Origin of the sequence: Allorhizobium undicola ORS 992 = ATCC 700741, assembly GCF_000621665.1 — a bacterium.
In the GTDB taxonomy this organism is placed as follows: domain Bacteria; phylum Pseudomonadota; class Alphaproteobacteria; order Rhizobiales; family Rhizobiaceae; genus Allorhizobium; species Allorhizobium undicola.
Genome location: NZ_JHXQ01000017.1, coordinates 63,828 through 84,314, shown reverse-complemented (window position 1 = coordinate 84,314; position 20,487 = coordinate 63,828). Strand labels below are relative to the sequence as shown.

Annotated in this window: 22 protein-coding genes; 8 read left to right on the top strand and 14 right to left on the bottom strand. The window is 58.2% G+C overall.

All coding sequences use genetic code 11. The annotated features are described in order from the left end of the window. The first annotated feature begins 1 nt into the window (after position 1). A complete protein-coding gene (locus tag T424_RS23090) occupies positions 2 to 2,164 on the top strand; it encodes a pectate lyase (RefSeq protein WP_245269571.1) in 2,163 nt (720 codons plus the stop codon). A 400-nt stretch (positions 2,165 to 2,564) separates the two neighbouring features. On the opposite strand, the gene T424_RS0114780 is transcribed toward T424_RS23090, so the two are convergent. The 11 genes from T424_RS0114780 to T424_RS0114730 form a co-directional block, all read right to left on the bottom strand. Beyond that, positions 2,565 to 3,371 carry an EscU/YscU/HrcU family type III secretion system export apparatus switch protein gene (locus T424_RS0114780; protein ID WP_027488426.1) on the bottom strand — a complete coding sequence of 269 codons (807 nt, stop codon included), beginning with the start codon at positions 3,369 to 3,371 and terminating at the stop codon, positions 2,565 to 2,567. Continuing rightward, the gene (locus T424_RS0114775; protein WP_027488425.1) at positions 3,358 to 4,170 is read right to left on the bottom strand and encodes an EscT/YscT/HrcT family type III secretion system export apparatus protein; all 813 of its coding nucleotides are present in this window, start codon (positions 4,168 to 4,170) and stop codon (positions 3,358 to 3,360) included. The genes T424_RS0114780 and T424_RS0114775 overlap by 14 nt, the downstream gene beginning before the upstream one ends. A 6-nt stretch (positions 4,171 to 4,176) precedes the next feature. Next, entirely contained in the window at positions 4,177 to 4,446 is a 270-nt protein-coding gene (locus tag T424_RS0114770; protein WP_027488424.1) for a flagellar biosynthetic protein FliQ, read from the bottom strand. A 69-nt stretch (positions 4,447 to 4,515) separates the two neighbouring features. Continuing rightward, positions 4,516 to 5,169, bottom strand: a complete 654-nt coding sequence (gene sctR / locus T424_RS0114765; protein ID WP_027488423.1) for a type III secretion system export apparatus subunit SctR — start codon at positions 5,167 to 5,169, stop codon at positions 4,516 to 4,518. Continuing rightward, a complete protein-coding gene (gene sctQ / locus T424_RS21110; RefSeq protein WP_051559008.1) occupies positions 5,169 to 6,173 on the bottom strand; it encodes a type III secretion system cytoplasmic ring protein SctQ in 1,005 nt (334 codons plus the stop codon). The genes sctR and sctQ overlap by 1 nt, the downstream gene beginning before the upstream one ends. Further along, positions 6,170 to 7,540, bottom strand: coding sequence for a FliI/YscN family ATPase (locus T424_RS0114755; protein ID WP_051559007.1), 1,371 nt, complete (start codon positions 7,538 to 7,540; stop codon positions 6,170 to 6,172). The genes sctQ and T424_RS0114755 overlap by 4 nt, the downstream gene beginning before the upstream one ends. Further along, complete coding sequence (locus T424_RS0114750) at positions 7,530 to 8,084, bottom strand: hypothetical protein (RefSeq protein ID WP_027488421.1); 555 nt, start codon at positions 8,082 to 8,084, stop codon at positions 7,530 to 7,532. Before T424_RS0114750 ends, T424_RS0114755 begins: the two co-directional genes overlap by 11 nt. Beyond that, on the bottom strand, positions 8,081 to 8,707 hold the full coding sequence (locus T424_RS0114745) for a hypothetical protein (protein WP_027488420.1): 627 nt from the start codon (positions 8,705 to 8,707) through the stop codon (positions 8,081 to 8,083). The genes T424_RS0114750 and T424_RS0114745 overlap by 4 nt, the downstream gene beginning before the upstream one ends. Next, positions 8,704 to 9,495 (bottom strand): type III secretion system inner membrane ring lipoprotein SctJ, encoded by a 792-nt coding sequence (sctJ, locus tag T424_RS0114740; RefSeq protein WP_027488419.1) that lies wholly within the window; start codon positions 9,493 to 9,495, stop codon positions 8,704 to 8,706. The genes T424_RS0114745 and sctJ overlap by 4 nt, the downstream gene beginning before the upstream one ends. A gap of 13 nt (positions 9,496 to 9,508) precedes the next feature. Then, positions 9,509 to 10,003, bottom strand: a complete 495-nt coding sequence (locus tag T424_RS22910; RefSeq protein ID WP_027488418.1) for a hypothetical protein — start codon at positions 10,001 to 10,003, stop codon at positions 9,509 to 9,511. Between the two features lie 278 nt (positions 10,004 to 10,281). Beyond that, positions 10,282 to 10,524, bottom strand: a complete 243-nt coding sequence (locus T424_RS0114730) for a hypothetical protein (protein ID WP_027488417.1) — start codon at positions 10,522 to 10,524, stop codon at positions 10,282 to 10,284. A gap of 510 nt (positions 10,525 to 11,034) precedes the next feature. Here T424_RS0114730 and T424_RS0114725 point away from each other — a divergent pair. Together T424_RS0114725 and T424_RS21105 are read left to right on the top strand one after the other, a co-directional pair. Further along, on the top strand, positions 11,035 to 11,541 hold the full coding sequence (locus tag T424_RS0114725; protein ID WP_027488416.1) for a hypothetical protein: 507 nt from the start codon (positions 11,035 to 11,037) through the stop codon (positions 11,539 to 11,541). Between the two features lie 29 nt (positions 11,542 to 11,570). Next, positions 11,571 to 12,584, top strand: a complete 1,014-nt coding sequence (locus T424_RS21105; RefSeq protein WP_051559006.1) for an AraC family transcriptional regulator — start codon at positions 11,571 to 11,573, stop codon at positions 12,582 to 12,584. A 44-nt stretch (positions 12,585 to 12,628) separates the two neighbouring features. Here T424_RS21105 and T424_RS22905 read toward each other — a convergent pair whose 3' ends face one another. Next, positions 12,629 to 12,778 carry a hypothetical protein gene (locus tag T424_RS22905; protein WP_169737302.1) on the bottom strand — a complete coding sequence of 50 codons (150 nt, stop codon included), beginning with the start codon at positions 12,776 to 12,778 and terminating at the stop codon, positions 12,629 to 12,631. A 53-nt stretch (positions 12,779 to 12,831) separates the two neighbouring features. Beyond that, complete coding sequence (locus T424_RS0114710) at positions 12,832 to 13,200, bottom strand: hypothetical protein (RefSeq protein WP_027488415.1); 369 nt, start codon at positions 13,198 to 13,200, stop codon at positions 12,832 to 12,834. Positions 13,201 to 13,385: 185 nt separating this feature from the next. On the opposite strand from T424_RS0114710, the gene T424_RS0114705 reads away from it, so the two are divergent. Continuing rightward, entirely contained in the window at positions 13,386 to 13,841 is a 456-nt protein-coding gene (locus T424_RS0114705; protein ID WP_027488414.1) for a BA14K family protein, read from the top strand. A 200-nt stretch (positions 13,842 to 14,041) separates the two neighbouring features. Beyond that, complete coding sequence (locus T424_RS21810; protein WP_154664933.1) at positions 14,042 to 16,180, top strand: mechanosensitive ion channel family protein; 2,139 nt, start codon at positions 14,042 to 14,044, stop codon at positions 16,178 to 16,180. Here the strand turns inward: T424_RS21810 and T424_RS22615 are convergent. Then, on the bottom strand, positions 16,151 to 16,393 hold the full coding sequence (locus T424_RS22615) for a hypothetical protein (RefSeq protein ID WP_154664932.1): 243 nt from the start codon (positions 16,391 to 16,393) through the stop codon (positions 16,151 to 16,153). The two genes, T424_RS21810 and T424_RS22615, sit on opposite strands and share 30 nt — an antisense overlap. An 83-nt stretch (positions 16,394 to 16,476) precedes the next feature. On the opposite strand from T424_RS22615, the gene T424_RS0114695 reads away from it, so the two are divergent. From T424_RS0114695 to T424_RS0114685, 3 genes are all read left to right on the top strand, one after another. Beyond that, positions 16,477 to 17,463: an iron ABC transporter substrate-binding protein gene (locus T424_RS0114695; RefSeq protein ID WP_051559018.1), complete on the top strand. Its 987-nt coding sequence runs from the start codon at positions 16,477 to 16,479 to the stop codon at positions 17,461 to 17,463. 208 nt (positions 17,464 to 17,671) lie between these two features. Next, positions 17,672 to 19,243, top strand: a complete 1,572-nt coding sequence (locus T424_RS0114690; RefSeq protein WP_084268521.1) for an ABC transporter permease — start codon at positions 17,672 to 17,674, stop codon at positions 19,241 to 19,243. Next, complete coding sequence (locus T424_RS0114685; RefSeq protein WP_027488410.1) at positions 19,240 to 20,277, top strand: ABC transporter ATP-binding protein; 1,038 nt, start codon at positions 19,240 to 19,242, stop codon at positions 20,275 to 20,277. Before T424_RS0114690 ends, T424_RS0114685 begins: the two co-directional genes overlap by 4 nt. Positions 20,278 to 20,487 lie beyond the last annotated feature (210 nt).

The following is a 20,487-nucleotide window of genomic DNA, read 5'->3' as shown; positions in this document are numbered from 1 at the left end:
AATGTTAAATCTAAATTTGGATATTACCGCCGATCTCAACAGATTAACCAACAATAGAACAACCGACGGCACAAGCGGCAGTGGCGATAACCGCATAACGCTTGACCAGTCGCAGCGAAAGGCTTCGCCTTTTGCCGATAGCGGCAACGACAATGTGCAATTGTCTTCCTACATGCCCTCTTCGGCAACGGGAACTGGCAATAGCGGCAATAGTCTCGAAGGAAAGCTGGCCGAACTGCTTCAGGAATTGATCAGTCTCCTGAAGCAGGGCAATCAGTCGGAAGGCTCCAACCAGTCGCAAGGTACGGGCCAATCCTCCGCCACGGACAACGCCGCCGACAAGACTTCCGACGCAAGCGCCACGGACAAGACCGGGCAGGCCTCTTCCGAGAAGCAACTTCTCGGAATGATCCTCATGCTGCTCCTGATGCAGCTTGGCGGCGACAAGGGCCAGAGCAACGGCGCTGGTGCCGGCAGCGGTGCCGGTGGTGGTGCAAGCGCAGGGACGGGCTCCGGCACGGGCACCAATACCGATAACGGTACCTCCAGCCTCAGCGACATTGCCGACAAGCTCAGCAACAGCGCGCAGAATTCCGGTATGGATTCCGACCTTCTGGCTCTGCTTCAGCAGCTCCTCGAAAAGCTGACCGGACAAAGCACCGACGGCAAAAGCGGATCCGGCGGCAGCGGCAGCACCGGCGGCGGTTCGGGCGACAACCAGACCCAGGGCGGCACCGGCAGCGGCAATCAGACTGACGACATCAGCGCGCTTGTGGACAAACTGTTCAACAGTAACGGCTCCAATGGCGCGAATTCCGACATGGCATCGCTCCTCAAGGAATTGCTGACCCTTCTGCTTGAAAACCTGAAGGGCAACCAGTCCGGCAACGCCTCCGGCAGCGGCAGCGGCAGCCAACCCTCCACCGGCAGTGGAAGCGGTGGCGGCAGCCCGACAAGCGAGGCTTCCGGCACCGGCGCAGGATCCGGCACCAATTCGGCAACGCAAACCGGTTCGAGCGATACGACCAACACCTCGACCGCGCAGCAGGTGTCCGACCTGATCGACAACAGCCCGGCGACGCAGGGTATGGATTCAACCGTAAAATCCCTGCTCAAGGACCTGCTGACCTCCTTGCTTGGCGCCAACAAGGACGGCAATGGCAACCAGATCGCCAGCCCGCTGAACAACGGCCAACGCGATGAGCTTCAGGATCCGTCGGCAAGTTCGGGCTCCAAGTCCTCCGACTTGCGCTCCCTGATCGGCGAATTGCTGGAAGCGCTTCTGGGCAAGACCAACAGCGACAACGGCACGCAGGGTCAGACCGGCTCGGGTTCCGGCGGCACCGGCTCTGGCACCGGCGCAGGCTCCGGCGCGGACAATTCCCGCTCCACCGGCAGCTCCAGCGACACCGGCGGCACCGGGGATACCGGAGGCACGAAGGGTAGCGGAGGCCCGAGCGGCACCGGCGGAACGGAATCTTCTTCCGACAAAACCACCGGCAGCACATCGAAAAGCCAGGACAACAGCTCGACGAAAACAGAAACGCCATCAACCAGCAGCACCACAGTTCCTACGGCCGATACCTCGCAATCGGGCAAGGTTGTCACGGTCGATGAGCCAATCGTCGTCGATGGCGGCGTCTTTGACGGAAAGGGCGCAACCTACACGGCATCCTCCAAGCTTGGCGACGGATCGCAAGCCGAAGGCCAGCAGCCGATCTTTATTCTGAAGAATGGTGCAACGCTCAAAAACGTCAATCTCGGTGAAAACGGCGCGGACGGCATCCATGTCTATGGTGGCGCAACGGTCGAGAACGTGCATTGGCAGGATGTGGGTGAAGACGCACTGACGGTTAAATCCGCCGGGGACGTCAACATCATCGGCGGTTCGGCTGAAGGCGGCGTGGACAAGATCTTCCAGGTCAATGCCGACGCCAATATCTACATCAAGGACTTCTCCGCCGACGGCTTCACCTCGCTGGTTCGCACCAACGGCGGCAAGCAGCTCGACGTCAACGTCACCATCGACGGCGGAAGCTTCGCGAACGGCACGAACCTGTTCCGCACAGACAGCTCTACCGCGAATGTCGATTTCGTTTCCGACATCACGCTCAACAACGTGAAAAACTGGACCCGTAACGGCGACGTGCAGTCCGGCGTCTGATCACCCATCCTCCCATCCATCGCCCTTCGTCGGATGGGAGAAACTGAAAACCGCGCCCCGCCCGGCGCGGTTTTCTTTTGCCTGCGGCACATGACTGTATAATTCCTCAAGCCAGTTTCATCCTGAAGAATACTTCAGCATCTTTTGAGGTTTTACATCGTCATTTATGCGCTTGACAAAACAAATTTCGCTCTAAAAACATTGAATTAAAGCTTTATCAGCAAAAATGTATTTACGGTTTTACTTAGAAATTATCCAGATTGGGTGAGTATTCGACGTTTGGCGAGGCGAAAACGGTGATTTTTGAGAACCGGAGCGGAGTGTACTTAGTGTACATGAGCCCAGGTAAGCCCAGCAAATTACCGTTTGCAGCCCGACTAACGTTGAATACCCACACACCCTAAGCCGAAGGACGATCTGGCGGGCCTGCCTTGCGGGGTGGGGCAGAACGCATTTCCGCACCGATTTGTTTGCGTGCGGATTTGATCTTCGGGTCGCCCTGGGTATCCTTGTGTTCGCGGCGGGCTTCCGTCTTCGTCATGCGATGTTCCCAGCGAAACAGCGCGCGAGAAAGACGTATGTCCAGCCCCGCAAAAAGCAAAAGAATGAAGGCGCCGATAACCAGCAAGGTCGCAATGAAATACACGGCCGTACTGACGGAACAGGCCTCTCCGCACACGGGCGACCAGAACACGGCATTCAGGAAATAAAGGGCCGCCCCGCTGCCGGCCACGGCCAGCAGAAGCAGTTTGAACAGGCCTTTCAGAAATTCCGAGAGGCTGGACAGCGAAAAAATCTTCTTCAAACCCTCGACCGGATTGAGCCGATTGAAATCAGGCGCCATGTTTTTCATGGCCATCGGAAAACCCTGCGCATCGATGATCGACATGATGACCGTGACCACAAGCGCCATCAGCATGGGCGGCCAGATGATCTGAAGCGTCGCCGCCCCTGTCTGCGACAGCGCCACCGCAACCGCCTCACCGGGATCATCCTCGCCTATCGCTGCCAGCATGAAGCCAAAACTGTCGGCCAGCTTGCGCAAGTGTTGCGGAAAGGTCCACAGGATATAGGCCGTGACGGCAAGCAGAGAAATAGCCAGAGGCAGATCTTTGGAGCGCGGCACCTGACCTTCGCGTCGTAGCCGCCGGATTTTTACCTGCGTTGGCGGCAGGCTCTTTTCTTCCGTATCGTCACTCTTTCCCACGCAGCGCTCCATCCATGATGGCGGTCAGCTCGTTGAATCCTCCCACCCAGGCCTGTTTGACATAGCTGCCCATGAACATGACGTAGACGACGAGAATGACCGCCACGGCAAGGTTCTTGAAGGTTGCAAGACTGTCACCCAACGGAAACTGGCGGGCGGAGCGACTGACAAAAGCCACTGAAAGCTCCAGCGCACAGGTTAAGATGATGAAAGGCGAGGCCAGCACCGAACCCAGCAGGAACAGCCGTGAAAAGAGATCAAGGATAAGCGCCAAACCATCGCCTGGAAAATCCGGCTGCATCACCAGCAAGGGCCAGAAGGCGAAGGAGTGATAGAAAATGCCCATGAGATCGACAATCCCGCCCGCCGCCACGAACAGCATCAGCGCCACGGAAAGCAGAAACTGGCCAAGCGGCGTGGTTTCAAGCGCGTTGACCTGATCGAACAGATTGGCGGCATTGGCGCCACGGTAAATATCCGTCATGTCGCCGGCGGCCTGCGCAGCCCAGAAAGGCAGTCCAAGCCCCGTTCCTACCAGCGCGCCTACGCAGAATTCCTTGAAGGAGAGAGCAGCGAAATCGAAATAGCTTGTCTGCCCGGTCGCAAGGCTTGCAAAGGCCAGCGCCACAGAGGGGCCGGAAAGGCCTATGGCAAGACCAAACCGCAATATGCCGGTAATATTGAAAAGCGAAAACAACGGGAAGATCAGCATGATCCCCAAGGCCCGCGCCCCACCCAGCATGGCCGCCGCAGGTCCGGCCATTTCCCCGGTAATCAGTGCCGTGCCCGCGTGCAACATCTGTCCTCAGCGCACCATGGTGGGAAAATCATTCATGATGTGGATAGAATGCTCGATCAGCGGCGATGCCAGCGTGCGCCCAAAGGCCAGAAGACAAAGCGAGATGGCAAAAATCTTGACGATCTGCGAAATTGTCTGTTCCTGAATTTGGGTTGCCGCCTGAAAAATGGCGATCACCACGCCCAGAAGTGCTGCAATGCCAAGCAACGGCCCGGCAAGTGCAAATGTCGATGTGACGGACATGCTGATTTCGGCAGCAACCTGATCTTCCGGCATGTTCACCTTTCCAAAATATCCCGGCGCGCTGTGGCAATTTTCTCAGTAGCTCTCTAAGCTTTTGTTTTCCTAGCCGACATAAGACAGAACCAGTCCCTCCAGCAGCCGCCGCCAGCCGTCAATTGCCACGAACAGCAGCAGTTTCAGCGGCGTGGACACCACGGTCGGCGACATCATCTGCATTCCGAGTGCAACCAGAATGGCCGAAACGGCAAAGTCGATCATCAGAAAGGGCAGATAGATCAGGAATCCGATCTGGAAGGCGCGGGTGAGTTCGGAGACGAGGAAGCTTGGCGTGAGCACCATCACGTCGTCCGGCGTCAGGGTTTGCGCTGCCGAGCCCGCGCGGATCTTCTCGGAGGCCGCGACGAAAAATTCCCGCACCTCAGGCTGCGAAAATTTCAGCATGAATGCTTTCAAGGGCTGGGCAATGGTTGCCATTGCTCCCGTTATGCCCGCCAGCGTGTCGAAACGGTCGCTATTGACCAGCAATAATTGCCAGCATTCCTGCAACACAGGATGCATGACGAAAACAGACAGTACGATGGCGACGGCAAAGACCAGCAGGTTGGGCGGTGTCTGCTGAATGCCGATCGCATTGCGCACGATGAGCAGCACGACGGAAATCTTGGTGAAACAGGTTGCCACAACCGCAATAACCGGCAGAAAGGATATTGCCGCCATCGCGGCAAGGCCCTGAGTGAGAGGAAAGCTCTGATCCATCAGTTGTCCAGCGCTGTAACCCGGACAGCCGTCAAGCCATCCACCGTGACAATTTCCCCGCGCCCGATGCGGCGGCCATTGGCAAGAATATCCACCGCATCGGACAAAGGCCGATCCAGCGGGAAGACATGCCCCTCGCCGATACGTTCCAGCTCCGCCAGCGGCATATCCAGGCGTCCGGCTTCGAAGACCAGGCGGATCGGTATGTCGGACACGGCGGTAAGGGCTTGTCCCTTATCGGTATCGTCACTCTGTTCTTCCATCATGAAGTGCCTCTTCATTCCTGTTGGGGCGCCCAGCAGGGGGCCATCTAGCACTGCGCCTTCCGGGCCTATGCGGCACAAGGCGGCGTAACGATCTGCCGTAACGGCAACGGCCTGTTCGGCTTGACGCAGGCCAAGAACAATCCCCTCGCCAATCCGCAGGGCGCGCAATTCAGCCAGTGTCAGCGTGCAATGTGCCCGGCGAATGGAAACGGGGACATTGATCGCGGTCAGACGGCGGCGTGGCAAAAGGCTGGCCCAGCGCAGGATTGCGGCATGGCTTTCTGCGTCGAGTTGCAGGGCAAGCGGTATATTCAGCCCGTTCCACGCCAGTTCTAGAGCAAAATTCACGCTGGCAGCATCACCTTCCAGCGCCGCGATCCTTTCGAAACTGACCGGAAAACCGCAGCGGTTTTCGAAAGCCTCGATTGCATCGGCGAAGAAATATTCGAGAATGGCAGCTCTGGCCTGCGGGTCTGCCTCGTTCCAGTCAAGCAGCGGTTCAAGCCGCCCGGCCAGCAGCTGCACATTGTCTTGCGCAAGAAGAACATCGATACGGCGGTTGCCGCAGGCCAGCCGCAAAAGCTGCGGCTGCGCCAACTTATCCTTCGCCACCTCGATGTCGATGGGCCGAAAGGAGGCGGCGTATTTGCCAAGGCCGAAGACGGCAGGCTCAAGCCCGCCGTAATCGCAATGGCGGCGCTGAACGGCCCGTGGTCCGGAACGCAAGGTCATGTTCATCGCGCCAACGCCTCCAGTCTGGCCTCAACCTCGGCGATGCCAGAGGGAGCGGCGGCTTCTCCATAAAGAAATCTCAGAATGTCGGGACGCTTCGCCACGGCCTCATCGACGTCGGCATCACGCCCCGCCTGATACTCGCCGACGCGGATCAGAAGTTCGACATCCTTATAGAGCGACAGCATTGAGCGCACCCGGTCGGCGGCAGCGCGATGGGCGGGCGTCACCACGGCATTCATCGTGCGGCTGCGGCTGCGCAGCACATCGATGGCCGGATAATGGCCGGATTGGGCAATGCGGTCGGACAAAATGATATGCCCATCGAGAAGCGAGCGGGTTTCCTCGGCAATCGGGTCTTCCTGCTCCTCGCCCTCGACAAGAACAGTGTAAAATGCCGTCATCGTCCCGCGCTCGCCATTGCCGGAGCGCTCGAAAATACGCGGAAGGGCAGCAAAAACCGAGGGCGGATAGCCCCGCCTGACCGGCGGTTCGCCCGCGGCCAGCCCAATTTCGCGCAAGGCACGCGCCACGCGGGTTACGCTATCCACGACCAGCAAAACCCTTCGGCCCTGATCCCGGAAATATTCTGCCACGGACATGGCCGTGAGAACAGCCTTGTATCGCTCCAGCGAAGGCCGGTCGGAGGTTGCAACAACCAGCACGGCGTTGGAGGCGGCATTGCCGGGCATGACCTCGGCCACAAATTCGCTGACCTCACGCCCGCGTTCGCCAACCAGCGCGCAGACGACAATCTCCGCCGAACTGTTCTTGATAATCTGGGAAATCAATGTGGATTTACCCGCCCCCGGCGACCCGAAGATACCGATGCGCTGGCCTTCGCCACAGGTCAGCATGGCGTCGATGGCGGAGATTCCCGTCAGCAAAGGCCTGTCTATCCCACGTTTCCTCAAGGGCGGCGGCGGATCGGAATGGAGCGGCTGCGCCCTGTTGCCGCCCGCCTTCTCCTGCCGGTCAAAGGCTGGGCGCAGCACATTGCCATGGGCATCGATCACCGCGCCCAGCAGAAATTCACCAACCGCGACGGTCGGCGTCTGTCCTGTCGGCACCACTTCCGTTCTGAGCGACAGTCCGCGTGTATCGCCATGCAAAGACAGAAGCGCGTGATCGCCTTCTATGCCGACCACCTCGCCATATCCGATGCGCCCTTCTCCCGGCTCCCGCAATTCACACAACTCACCGATGCGCACGGCAGGCAATTGCGCCTGCACGAGTGGCCCCGAAACCTTTGTGACGCGGCCGCTTTCCCTGCGCGGAGCAAGCGTCTGCAAGCGCGCCTGCATCCGCCCGAGAGCGTCATGACCGGCCCTTCTGGCAGCATCATTCCTATCCGTTCTCAGTTCATCTTCCATGGCTCAGCGCCTCCAGAAGCTGGCTGATCTGCTCCTTCAACCCGATTTGTCGCCGCATGGACGGGCTTTCCAGCGTCATCTCGCCAGCGACCAGAAAGCGATCCACAACGATTTCAAGCCCCGGCTGAAGCGTTTCCGTCGCGCTGCGAACCAGCTTTTCGTCTTCCGCCGCGACCATCAGGCGAAGGGATCGTTGTTCGTTGACATCTGCAACAGCTCTGGCAACCAGCCTGCGAGTGAGGTCATCATGCTCGATCGCTCCCAGTACGAGCCCGATCGACCGAACCACGACGGCTTCAACTTCGCCCTCCATGCTGCGCAAATCTGCGTGAGCCTCTCGAACGACCGCTTCCGTTCGGGAAAATCCCTCCCGCAGGCCCTGCTCAAGGCCGTCGCGATAGCCTGTGTCACGGGCATCCTTCATCAAGGTGGCAGCCTGTTCACGGGCATCCTCAAGTGTGACGCGCGCCTTCTCGAGAAGGGCGGACGCTTCCAGAAGCTCACCCATCTCAACCGCCGGAATGATACGCTTATCCAAACTCATGACCGGCCCCTTGCATTTTGGACAACCAGCGCCTCGACGATGGCCAGCCCCCGGCCCAGATGAAGCGAGACGGAACCGGCATCATGCCTTGGCCAACGCGACAGCAACGTCCGGGGCAGCGCATGGTGATCTCCCCAGAGGCGCAATAACGCCCATCCGTCGGCGCGCACCATATCGGGAAAATCGGGACCGTCCTTATCCGCCACGCCTTCCTGAGCCATTGGAAAACCGCTGAGCGCCTGCTCGAGCGCAAGCGACACGGCATCCTGGCCCAGATGGACACCAAGCAGTTCAATATCGGCCTTGGCAATCACGCCATGAAAGGCTGGAAGGTGGTAGGCAAGCCCGGCGGCATGGGCAATCACCGTCAAATCGGGCACCGGCATAAGTGCAACGGCACCGGCCGCACCGGCATTGAGCATGAACTCGTCAAGCGACAGTCCAAGCGCTGCATAACCACGCCTCGCCAGGCGCGATGTCGGCGCGAAAATCTCCGCCGCCCGCTTTGCGCCAAGCGTGACCGGCCAGGCATGGGCCGCCGCCCAATCCACCGCAGACAAAAGATCAGCCTTTTGTCTGGCCCTTATCAAGGCCGGTGGCATGGAGCGCCGCGCTGGGGTCATTTCCGGCTCTCCCGGCGCTCCGGCATCAAAAGAACCATGATGCCGGCTATGGCCAGAAAAACCGACGCGACAACAAAGATCAGCTTGCCCCGCAACAAAGAGAAGAGCCCGCTGCCCTGCTCCGCCGCAGGATTGACCTCGACATTCTGGCCGGCACCGGCATCGGGCAACGCCGCAGGGGTGACACCCTCGGCCCAGGGGCTCACCACAACAGAAACATCCTCATAGGCCAGGCCACGTACGCTATTGACCAGCATCGCCCGCGCCTTGACATCTATATCGCCGATGTCCGCGCCGGGACGGTACTGGATGAGGGCTGCCGCGCGCGCCTTTTCCTTGACCAGCCCGCGGCCATTATCTTCCGGCAGCACGACATGCACCCGCGCAGAAGCGACCCCCTCCAGCGTGGACAAGGTTTCGGCCAATTGCTGTTCCGTCGCATAGCCGAGACGAGCCTTCTGCTCATAGGGCGTCACGAGAAAGCCGTCGCCGGGGAAAAGCTTCGGAATATCGCTGCGCTTTTCCCGCGGCAAACCCGCCTCGACCATCAATTGCAGCGCCCGTGCCCGGTCTGCGCCCTCCACCGCAATGGTGAAATTTCCGCCATCGGCCGGGCGCATCTGCGCGTTGATACCCGCACGGGTCAGCAGAATTTGCGCATCCAGCGCATCCTTTTGATCCAGCCCCGTCAACGCATCTTCACTGCACCCCGCCAAAAGCAGCGCTGAGGCAAGAAACAGAACGTGGCGAAAGGAAATACGCGACGGTGAAAACACATTTGCGGGCATCGACCTCTCCATGTCACTGCCCCTGCGTCAAACGCTTGGAGGACGAAAGTACAGACTGGGTGAGCGACGACAAAAGCGCGGTTCCGGTTGCAAAACGCTGCGATTCCTCGAAACGCTCCATGGCCTGATCGAGCTTTTCAGCACCACTCTTTGCCGAAGCCGGATTTCCACCCGAAACCGTGGCATCACCACCGGACACCTTGCCGGTGGAGGAAAGCAGAAAATTCGAAATCTTCTGAAAAAAGCCCCCTGAAGCACCATCGCTTGCGACAACGCGACTGCCCTGACCCACGGCATCGGATACCACCCCGTCGGATGTCGGCGCAATTCGGCTATTGGCGGAAAACTCCGTACGCGAAACAGGCTGACTGTTACGGACATCGGCCACCCCTTGAACATCGCCATTCACGAGGTCCATCATCCGCTGCACGGCGGGATTGGCGACATTGGTCTCATTCGATGACGGCGCAAGTGCCGTGACGGCGGCAGAAAAATGTTCAGCACTCATTGCAATCAACTCCAGACACAATTGCAAGGGACATTTCGGCACGGGACCCAGCCTGAAAAAGCCAGGCCCCGGCAATCAAGAAGCCACGCGCAAAACCCGATACGATTCTGCGGAAAATGCGCTAGAGCACTTTTCGATCAACATCTCGGGAAAAGCACCACACCGACAATCCTTCGCGATGCCTTCTTGAACACAATACCTGACAACCCGCCTCGATCCCCTACGCAAGCGGCACCGGGATGGCGCAGCGAAAGCAAGGGGCGAACGGCTAAGCAAGATCAGTTATCGTTTCCTTCGTCGATCGCTTCCTTGGCGAAGTTGAACACGCTGTTGTTCAACTGCATCATGTTGGACATCATCGACGGAATGAACGACGAGACCGCCGCCTCCAGAACCTGACTTTCCGCGTTCGGATCAATCTTCTTCGACGAACTGGCGGCGGTTTCGGACGCGCTCTGCGTGGAAGACGCCTCCGGCAGGGCGCTGGAAGAAGACAATGCGGAAACCTGATCGACTGCCATGACATTCTCCTTTTTCTATTGCTGAATGAATAGAAAAACAAAGCATTGAAGTCAAGAATACCGGTTAACATAACCCTAACAAAGCGCGGGAAATGCTTAACGTAAATTAGCCGATTCCGAATTTACGATTATTATCCGCGAAAACCGGAAATCAACCGCGATATAAACTATACGAATACATTATCCAGATAACGCATTTTTTAAAAATACGGCACTCGCCTGTACCCATACGCGAAACCAGCAACGAAGCCCTCCCTTGAGAGCGTTTCAAAGGCAGACTACGGCGCCGAACCGGACAGGAACAAGCGCGTCCGAAAAGAAGCATTTTTTGATATACAAAATCTTTTCGTATCTTAATACTGAAGCAACCATGCCGGTGGAATTCCTTGGCTGGGAGGTTCGGTCCCGCCAATCGAAGAGGAAATTTTACCGATACGCCGTAACGTTCAGAAAAATATCGATAGCTTTTTATTTAAAAATGGAACGACCAATATTTATTCAAAACAATAGTTGAAGATCCAAACAATCGATCAAACCATGACATTAATCAATTTCCAGCAACCGAAATATGCCGTTGAACTCCATTTTTCGGGACGCATGACATTGCCAATGAAGCATAATCCGGCGGGAGTCAAACCAGGATCGGCAAGATTATGGTTCAAAAACAAAAGGTTAGAATACCGATCCGAACCAATCGGATCGAACGGCGCGCTGGAGGCGGACATCGTTTGGCAGAAAAAGGGCCAGCAACGCAACGCCCCCGCTCCCTTCCGCCCCTTCCAGTATCGTACGCTTGTCCTGCGACAGCCATGCTGGTGGCGTCTTCGAGCCCGCCATTCCGCTGAGAAGAAGCCCGGGGCTGCCACGGCGCAACTGCCGCCTTCGGCTTCCCTTCTGCCTCAGGCCTTTTTACACAATTTCCGGGATGAGGGGCGTTACGGTTTTTCATCCGGAAACCTGCAAAAACAGAAACTTAGATCGCGTCCGGTGAGCCTCGTTTCACCGGACGCGATCTAGGCTATTGCAGACAGAGCTGAGGAATTGCCATGCAACAGTTGCACAAGCTTCTCATGCAAGACCCGGATAAAGCCGACCATGCTTTATCCAAACCGAAAGCGCAGACGGCGGTGACGGGCAAGGATGCGGACTCGCTCTCATTCACCCTTTCCAGTTCGCAATCACCCGTAAGGGTAGATGCGCAGGCGGGCCCTCTGGATTATCGCTGGAATAGCGTTAGCCTTGGCAGCCATACAATTTCCCTTGCCTCTTACGAAGGAGTGTTCAAGGCAACACGGCAAAACGCCATTGAAAAGCATATCCTGCTGATGCCGCTTTCGGGCACAGCCCTGGTGAAGGATGCGCGGGGAGAGCGTATTTCCTCGCCGGAAAAGGCGACCATCATGGAATGCGATGCGGCGTCCGGTCTTTCGATCTGCGGCGTCCGGCAGCATCTGGCCGTCGTTCTTGATAACAACGCCATTCGCCACACACTGGAAAAGCAATTCGAACGCCCGTTAACGGCAGAGCTTTCCTTCGTGCCGGAGTGGGATATAGCCTCCGGCACCGGCTTTGTCTTGCGCAACTCCATCCAGTCAATTTACGCCGAGCTTTGCCGCAGGCCGGAATTGCTGGACTCCGAAATCAGCCGGCAGGGTTTGAGCGCTACCCTCGCCTCCATGGTTGGCCTGCTTGTTCCGCACAATTTCTCCGATCTTCTTGCAGAGAAGCCCGCTTCAGCAGAACCCAAACAGGTGCGCCGCGCCCTCGATTTCATGCAGGCCCATCTCGACAGACCGATTTCCGTGGAAGATATAGCGGCGGCAAGCGGCGTTGGCGTACGGGCGCTGCAACAAGCCTTCAAGGATTTCAAATCGACCACGCCCATGGCCTGCCTTCAGGACATGCGCATGGCAGCCGTTCGCCGCGAGCTTCTGGAGGCGCGACCGGGCGAATCGGTGTCTTCCATTTCTGCCCGATGGGGTTTCACCCATGCAGGCCGGTTTGCCATTGAATACCGGCGCCGCTTCGGACAATCGCCCTCGGACACATTGAGACGGTAGATCTTTCCCCACCTATTTCGACAGCGGAATTGGGCAGCAAAGGGTTACTGCGACATCTGCCCAGGCAGTTCCGGTTCTGTTTCTCCCGGATGGAAGCCCAGAATGTAAACGCCTCCGACAATGCACGCCAGAATGAATATGGTCGTGACAAAGGTCGCCATGTGCCGCTTGGGCTTTTCACTTGCTTTTTTCATGATAATTGAATGTCCAGTTCTTTCAGTTGTGCCGCTCGGTCTATCGACGGGCATTACTTCATCTGCTGATCCACGATCGATTTGACCTCCTCGAACCGGCGGCGGCGATCACCGTTCTGCTCGTCATTCGAGTAGCAAGTGCTGGAGATGCAGAACCGTTGCAGGCCAAAGGGCTTTCCGGGTTTTTCGAATTGGCAATCGATCACATCGCTCATCTCTGCCGGGTCGGTGGCCGGACGGTCAGAGAAACTCATGCGTGCACCCGCCGGAACGAGATTGGGAAATGTTTGCGAAACGCCGACATTCACGTCAGGCTTCATCAGAAACGTTTTCAAGACGGCGCGGCAGGCATCCTCCAATGGGTCGGCATGGGCAATTGCCGGCGTTACCACGAGGAAAAGAGCAGGAAGAAGATGTTTCAAGGCAGGATCTCCTTTTTGGGACCGGCCGGACAATCCTCGGAAGAGGGATTTGGTTCCATCGCCTCTCGCGAACACCTGTGCGGATGAGGAGGTTTCGGGCGAAAAGCCGAATTTATTTTCCTTCACCTCTGGTTCACGTCGCAAACAGGACAATATGACTATCAGAAAGGTTAAGAGGTGACAGAATGACCAGAATGATCGCGATACTTTTGTCGGCGGCAACTGTCCTCGGTTCCGTCATGCCGGCGGGGGCGGTTTCGTCTGCCAATCCGGCCGTTCCTACCGTGAAGGTTACGCAACAGAATGTTCAGGTCGCGGAAAACATGTGGGCCGATGACCGTCGCACGGCCCAGCAGCAGCGTTATTGGCGCCCGCCACCGCGCCGCGACCACCGTGATTATGACGACCGCTATTATCGCCGCCATCACCACCATGGCGGCAATGCGGGCGCCATTATCGGCGGCCTCGCAGCAGGCGCCATCATTGGCGGCGCACTGGCATCGCAGCCGCGCTATGCGCCGCGCCGTGCGGGCAATGCGCATGTGGAGTGGTGCTACAACCGCTACCGGTCGTACCGCGCCTATGACAACAGCTTCCAGCCGAATTACGGGCCGCGCCAGCAGTGTGTCTCCCCCTATTGATAGAGGGAGTGCGGCGGGTCGCGCTTGCGGCCTGCCATCCCTCTCAGCGAGCAAACATGAGCGCGACCATGCCGGGAGCCTGAAACTCCCGGCATAATCATGTTCGAATGATTTTCAAGCCAGTCCAAATATTCTAGTCTCACTCCGTTCCTGCGTCGCAAGGCGCACCATCGGGCCTTGCCAAAACGGGCCGAAAAGGAGTGACCGTATTGTTGCGTGTGCCTGCCCGCCTTGCTTCGCGCCTTCGACGCGCTATCCGTGCCGTCGCCGCCATTTTCGTGTTCCTTGCATGGGCCTCCCTTGCACCCGCTCAAGGTGTTGCGGGTGTGCCGTCTGCAACGGGGGACGCAACGCAAACCACCACGGCCTCTCCCGCAACGGTACCATCCGATGGCCTTGAGATGCCGGAGAATGCGATCTCCACCTTTCTTGCCGATGCGGGAGAGGCGTTGAACCGTGGCGCAACGGTTGCGCTCACCGGAATTGAGGAATTTCCGGAGGCGCTGGGTAATAGCCTGGCGCTGCTACAGAGCGAAGGCCAGGCCACGCTTCACCTTGGCATTGCCACACCTTCCGCACTGCTCGGCGGCCTTCTGGGTGCAGCGCTGTTCAGGATCGTCTTTCACGTCGCCCTGCAACATTTCAGCACCAGGCCGCATCTTCCACGCTCCGGCTTCGCGCTGCTGCGCCTCACCGGCGATCTGCTTTCGGTACTGATTTTTTTCATCGTTTCACGCAGCGGCCTGATGATGGCCATGGATGCAGGCTCCTTTGCCCGCGTGGTTGCCTTTGGCATGGCCCATGTATTGGTCAGCACAGGTCTGTATGGCGCCTTTGGACGTCTGCTTTTTTCGGACTGTGGCAAGAAAGGCCCGCTATTGCAGGTAGAAAGCCCCAGATGGCACCTCATCATGATGACGATGTTCGGCTTTCTGGTCGGCTTCACCGGCACAACCATACGCATTGCAGATGTTCACGGCCTGGGAAAAATAGCAACCGATGGCTGGCTTTTCCTCAGCTCGACCATGCTGACACTCTATAAGCTGGTCTGGTTCATCTCAAGCCGGCATGACATCGCCCGCGCCTTTGCCGACGCCGATGCCGGCAGGCTGCGCAAGACCGTTGCCGCCTTCATCGCCGATTTCTACAGTTTTTCCGCCTTGTTCATCTGGTTGCTTGGCTTGATGGTCGTGGGCACGACTCAGGATGCAATCTGGAGCAGGGCAAGCGGCTTCAGTCAGCTTCTTTTCATCGTCACGCCGATCATCGATCGCGGATGCTTCGCCTCGCTGCGCGCCCTTGCGCAAAAACGCGGCGAGGCCAACGGCCCCGCGCTGGCCACCGCCTTCTACTGGACACTGCCCATTCCCGTCAGCGGCGCGATCTGGCTGCTTTGCCTGCACGGCACAACGCTGTTATGGGAACCGCTGCTGGTTCAGGCGGGAATGGATCCTGCCATGTGGCTTGGCCATGTGCGCAACTTCGCAGTGGTTCTCATTGCCTGCTGGACCCTGTGCAGCCTTCTGTGGAAATATTTCGAACTCATCACACCCGCACAGAATGTGCTTCTTCCCGGCCAGGACGATGGTCATGGCAACAAGACGGCAAGCAGGCTCGGAACGGCCCTGCCCCTCATGCGCAATCTCATTCTGGGCCTTGTCGCGGCGGTTGCGCTGCTGGCCATTCTCCAGACGGCAGGCGTCAATATCGCGCCCTTGCTGGCAGGCTTCGGCGTTCTCGGTCTGGCGCTTTCCTTTGGCTCCCAGACATTGGTGAAGGATGTCGTGTCCGGCATATTCTTTCTCGCCGAAGATGCCTTCCGCATCGGCGAATATATCGACACCGGCAAACTCAAAGGCACTGTGGAGCAGATTTCGCTGCGTTCCGTGCGCCTTCGCCATCACAATGGCCCGATCCACACGGTTCCCTATGGGCAGATTTCTGCCGTCACCAATTTCAGCCGGGACTGGGGAACGGTGAAATTCGAACTCCGCTTCGACCGCGATGCCGATCTGGAAACAATCCGCAAGACAGCGAAAAAAGTCGGCCTGGCCATGCTGGAAGAGCCGGAATATGGCCATGAATTCCTCATACCCCTTAAAATGCAGGGGATTCAGGAGGTGAACGAAACCTCCATGGTGGTTCGCTTCAAATTCACCTCCCGCCCCGGCAATCCCAGCCTGATCAAGCGAGACGGAATAAAACGCCTGCTGGCCGCATTCAAAGCCGCAGGCCTCAACCTCGCCTCCAATGCCGTGGTTGTACGTGGAAGCAGCGATACTCTCAGTGAAGGCGCAGCCGCCAGCCAGTCAACGGTTCAGGCCGCGAATATAGCCTAGCGCATTTCCAGCAAAAGTGTCGTCGGTTTTGCGTCCGGAAATGCGGAAGATAAAAGCGTGGAGCGCGTCCGGTGCACCTCTGTTCACCGGACGCGCTCCAAGAATAGTTTTACAAAATAACATAATCATCAAAACTATATTAGCGTAACCGCTTATAATTCTGCGATCAGAAATTTGTGACCATTCATCGCTTAACTTGACCGGATCGATCATATTACGTACCAAGCCTGTGTTCAAAGGTTTTAACCCGGGAGACTGAATTGACATTCCTGCGGCGCCGCCGTGCCATCACGGCCATGATTTTCTCTGCATTGCTTGCATCAACCCAATCCGCGCCGGTGCTGGCTGCGGAAAGCGGTGAACTCGTCGTTTACAATGCCCAGCATGAAAGCCTTGGGCGTGAATGGATCGATGCCTTCACCAAGGCCACCGGCATCAAGGTGACGATGCGCCAGGGTTCGGACATGCAATTTGCAAACCAGCTCGTACAGGAGGGAGAAGCCTCCCCGGCAGACATCTTCCTCACCGAAAACTCCCCCGCCATGGCGCTGGTCGATCAGGCCGGCTTGTTCGCGCCGCTCGACAAGGCGACGCTGGAACAGGTGCCCGCCGAGTTTCGCCCGGAGAATGGCCGCTGGATCGGCATTGCCGCCCGTTCAACCGTCTTTGCCTATGACAAGACGAAGCTGAGCGAAGACCAGTTGCCGAAATCGCTGCTCGATCTTGCCGATCCCAGCTGGAAGGGCCGGTGGGCCGCTTCTCCGTCGGGCGCTGATTTTCAGGCCATCGTCAGCGCATTTCTTGAGCTGAAAGGCGAGGCCGAAACCGCCAGGTGGCTGAAAGCCATGAAGGAAAATGCCACCTTCTACAAAGGCAACAGTGTGGCGATGAAAGCCGTGAATGCCGGTGAAGTTCAGGGCGCGGTGATCTACCACTATTACTGGTTCGGCGACCAGGCCAAGACCGGCGAAAATAGCCGGAATGTCGGCCTCCACTATTTCCGTCATGGCGATCCCGGCGCATTCGTCAGCCTTTCGGGCGGTGGCATCATCAAATCGACCCAGCATATGAAGGAAGCGCAGGAATTCATGAAGTTCATCACCGGTAAGGCCGGACAGGACATTCTGAAAAACGGCACGTCTTATGAATATGCGGTCGGCAAGGACGCAGCCTCCAACGATAAGCTCGTGCCGCTGAAGGACCTTGACGCACCAAAGGTTGAACCGTCGAAACTCAACAGCAAGAAGGTGACGGATCTCATGACGGCTGCGGGCCTGCTTTGACAAGAGTTTAACTCTGCGACGGCTGAAACTATTGTCTTTCGCTCAAGAAAGGCATAATCGCCAAATGGAGTGGTCGCTGGCGTTCGCCAGCGATCGCTTCAAGGGCCAATGGGCCTGAAATCGATCAACGACCCCTCTTGGCCACCGTATCGCTGGGCAAGGATGGTAAAGCCGCAGGACCGCCTTCGTGCTGCAAGACAACAGACCCATGCGGCCCGATCATTTTCGCAGGACATCACGATTGCGCCTGCGCAGGGGTGCGATGGCTGCAAGCTGGCCCCTGCTGGCTGTCGCCTCCATTGTCGCTCTGTTCAGCCTTCTGCCCTTCGGCTTTATTCTCTGGGTAACGGTCGATGTGGGCTGGGAAACCGTCAAGGCGCTCGTCTTCCGGCCGCGGGTGGGCGACCTTCTTGTCAACACCGCCCTCCTCGAAATCACCACGCTTCCTGTTACCGTCATTCTCTGCATCGCGCTGGCCTGGATCGTCGAGCGAACGGACCTGCCCATGGCGGGCCTCTGGTCCTGGCTGATGGTGACACCCCTTGCCGTTCCGGCTTTCGTTCACAGCTACGCCTGGATTGGCATCATGCCCGGCATGAAGGGGTTGTGGAGCGCCGTGCTGGTTTCGGTTCTGGCTTATTTTCCCTTTCTCTATCTGCCCATCGCAGCCACCCTGCGCCGTCTCGATCCGGCCATCGAAGATGCCGCAGCCTCGCTGGGTCTTGGGCCGTGGCGGGCTTTTTTCAGGGTTATCCTGCCGCAATTGCGCCTGCCGGTTCTTGGTGGAGCCATGCTGGTGGCTCTGCATCTTCTCTCCGAATACGGTCTCTTCGTGATGATCCGCTTCGACACCTTCGCCACAGCCATCGTCGATGTCTTCCAGTCAGCCTATAACAGCCCGTCTGCCAACATGCTGAGCGGCGTGCTCGTGCTATGCTGCGGGCTGGTGCTGGGGCTGGATTTGTGGCTGCGGGGGCGTGAGCGGTATGCCCGTGTCGGCACAGGCTCGATCCGCCCCCCTGTTCGCCAGAAGCTGGGTGGCTGGCTTCTTCCCGCCCATCTGCTTCTGGCCGCCATCACTGCGCTGGCGCTTGGCGTACCCATGGTGACACTGGCGCACTGGCTGTGGTTCGGCGGGCTTGCCATATGGCAGGGAGACGGTGTCTGGAGCGCCTTTGCGCAATCCATAGGCCTTGCGCTTGCAGGTGGCATCCTTGCCACGATGGTTGCCGCGCCCATGGCGTGGCTATCGGTGCGCGCACCGGGGCGTTATCAGAAACTTCTGGAAAGCTGCCACTATTACGTGGGCTCGTTGCCGGGCGTCGTGGTTGCCCTGGCGCTGGTGACAATTACGGTTCGGGTGGCGCTGCCGCTTTACCAGACCTTCGCGACGCTGATCGCCGCCTATATCCTGCTCTTCCTGCCGCGCGCCATTGTCGGGCTCAGGGCAAGCATCGCCCAGGCCCCGGTGGAGCTGGAACGCGCCGCCATGAGCCTTGGCAAATCACCTGCCCGCGCGGTCTGGGCCACGACAATGCGGCTTGCCGCACCGGGCGCTGGCGCCAGTATCGCCCTTGTCGCCATGGGCATTACCAACGAGCTGACGGCCACGTTGATGCTCTCCCCCAATGGCGTCGAAACGCTTGCCACCCGTTTCTGGTCGCTGACCAGCGAGATCGACTATGCCGCCGCCGCCCCTTATGCGGTAATGATGGTCATTCTTTCGCTGCCGCTGACACTCCTCGTCCAAACTCAATCCAGACGTAGCACCGGCCAATGACAGACCTCTCCCTTCACGCCGTTTCCAAGCATTATGGCGAGGTTTGCGCCCTCGAAAATATCGACCTGACGGTAAAATCGGGAAGCAGGGCCGCCATCGTCGGCCCTTCCGGTTCCGGCAAAACAACCCTGCTGCGGATTGTTGCCGGTTTTGAAGCACCAGATCAGGGCGTTGTGAAACTCGGCGAACAGGAAGTCTGCGGACACGGCTTTTCCATGCCGGCACATCGGCGTGGCATTGGCATCGTTGCGCAGGATGGGGCGCTTTTCCCGCATCTGAGCATTGCGGACAATATCGGCTTCGGCATCGAACGGAACCGCGCGGACCGCGCCGACAGGATCGAGGCGCTGGCAAATATGGTGGAACTGGATGCCTCCATGCTGCGGAGGCGGCCCCACCAGCTCTCCGGCGGCCAGCAGCAGCGCGTTGCACTGGCGCGGGCGCTGGCCCGTGAACCAAAGCTCATGTTGCTGGATGAACCCTTTTCCGCCCTCGATACCGGCTTGCGGGATACCATGCGCAAGGCCGTGTCCCGCGTGCTTGCCAGAGCCGGAGTAACAACCATTCTTGTTACCCACGATCAGGCTGAGGCGCTGTCCTTTGCCGATCAACTCGCGGTGCTGCGGGATGGCAGGCTTATTCAGGCGGGACCACCGCGCACGCTTTATGAGCGCCCCCGCGATGCGGAGACCGCCATTCTTCTCGGCGAAGCCATTTTATTGAAGGCCTCGGTGAATGGGCGGGTGGCCGAATGCGCACTTGGGAGTTTGCCACTTTATGAACCCGGCAACGGCAAGGGGCGGATCATGCTTCGCCCCGAACAGATTGGCCGCACGGGCCTCGACAACAAGAACGGTGTCGCTGCACGGGTTATCGAGGTGGAATTTTCCGGCGCAACGGGCTGTGTCACCGCAATTCTCGATGGCGCAACCGAGGTGCCGCCGTTGCAATTGCGGCTATCGCGCCTTGAGCTGCCCCAGCCGGGAGAGATGATGATGCTTGCCGTCAGCGGCAAGGTTCATGCCATCGATTAGAGCTTTTCAGGAAAACTGGAACCCGGTTTTGCGTCCGGAAAGGCCGCAAAACGTAGTTTTTGCAGCGCCGTGCGTTTGATACAGCGCCGTGCGTTTTAACAAACGCACAAAGGACGCTGTAACACTTTAAATCTGCTGCATAATTTTCACCTTAAATCGATTCCGATTTAAGGAATTATGCAGTAGACCGCACGGCGCTGTATGTCGGGT

Bases quoted from the DNA above. Each gene is read 5' to 3' on its own strand.
- T424_RS23090 (WP_245269571.1), top strand. From the start codon at position 2: ATGTTAAATCTAAATTTGGATATTACCGCCGATCTCAACAGATTAACC.
- T424_RS0114775 (WP_027488425.1), bottom strand. From the start codon at position 4,170: ATGTTGCACGCGGGCACGGCACTGATTACCGGGGAAATGGCCGGACCT.
- T424_RS0114770 (WP_027488424.1), bottom strand. From the start codon at position 4,446: ATGCCGGAAGATCAGGTTGCTGCCGAAATCAGCATGTCCGTCACATCG.
- sctR (WP_027488423.1), bottom strand. From the start codon at position 5,169: ATGGATCAGAGCTTTCCTCTCACTCAGGGCCTTGCCGCGATGGCGGCA.
- sctQ (WP_051559008.1), bottom strand. From the start codon at position 6,173: ATGAACATGACCTTGCGTTCCGGACCACGGGCCGTTCAGCGCCGCCAT.
- T424_RS0114755 (WP_051559007.1), bottom strand. From the start codon at position 7,540: ATGGAAGATGAACTGAGAACGGATAGGAATGATGCTGCCAGAAGGGCC.
- T424_RS0114750 (WP_027488421.1), bottom strand. From the start codon at position 8,084: ATGAGTTTGGATAAGCGTATCATTCCGGCGGTTGAGATGGGTGAGCTT.
- T424_RS0114745 (WP_027488420.1), bottom strand. From the start codon at position 8,707: ATGACCCCAGCGCGGCGCTCCATGCCACCGGCCTTGATAAGGGCCAGA.
- sctJ (WP_027488419.1), bottom strand. From the start codon at position 9,495: ATGCCCGCAAATGTGTTTTCACCGTCGCGTATTTCCTTTCGCCACGTT.
- T424_RS22910 (WP_027488418.1), bottom strand. From the start codon at position 10,003: ATGAGTGCTGAACATTTTTCTGCCGCCGTCACGGCACTTGCGCCGTCA.
- T424_RS0114730 (WP_027488417.1), bottom strand. From the start codon at position 10,524: ATGGCAGTCGATCAGGTTTCCGCATTGTCTTCTTCCAGCGCCCTGCCG.
- T424_RS21105 (WP_051559006.1), top strand. From the start codon at position 11,571: ATGCAACAGTTGCACAAGCTTCTCATGCAAGACCCGGATAAAGCCGAC.
- T424_RS22905 (WP_169737302.1), bottom strand. From the start codon at position 12,778: ATGAAAAAAGCAAGTGAAAAGCCCAAGCGGCACATGGCGACCTTTGTC.
- T424_RS0114705 (WP_027488414.1), top strand. From the start codon at position 13,386: ATGACCAGAATGATCGCGATACTTTTGTCGGCGGCAACTGTCCTCGGT.
- T424_RS22615 (WP_154664932.1), bottom strand. From the start codon at position 16,393: ATGATCGATCCGGTCAAGTTAAGCGATGAATGGTCACAAATTTCTGAT.
- T424_RS0114695 (WP_051559018.1), top strand. From the start codon at position 16,477: ATGATTTTCTCTGCATTGCTTGCATCAACCCAATCCGCGCCGGTGCTG.
- T424_RS0114690 (WP_084268521.1), top strand. From the start codon at position 17,672: ATGCGGCCCGATCATTTTCGCAGGACATCACGATTGCGCCTGCGCAGG.
- T424_RS0114685 (WP_027488410.1), top strand. From the start codon at position 19,240: ATGACAGACCTCTCCCTTCACGCCGTTTCCAAGCATTATGGCGAGGTT.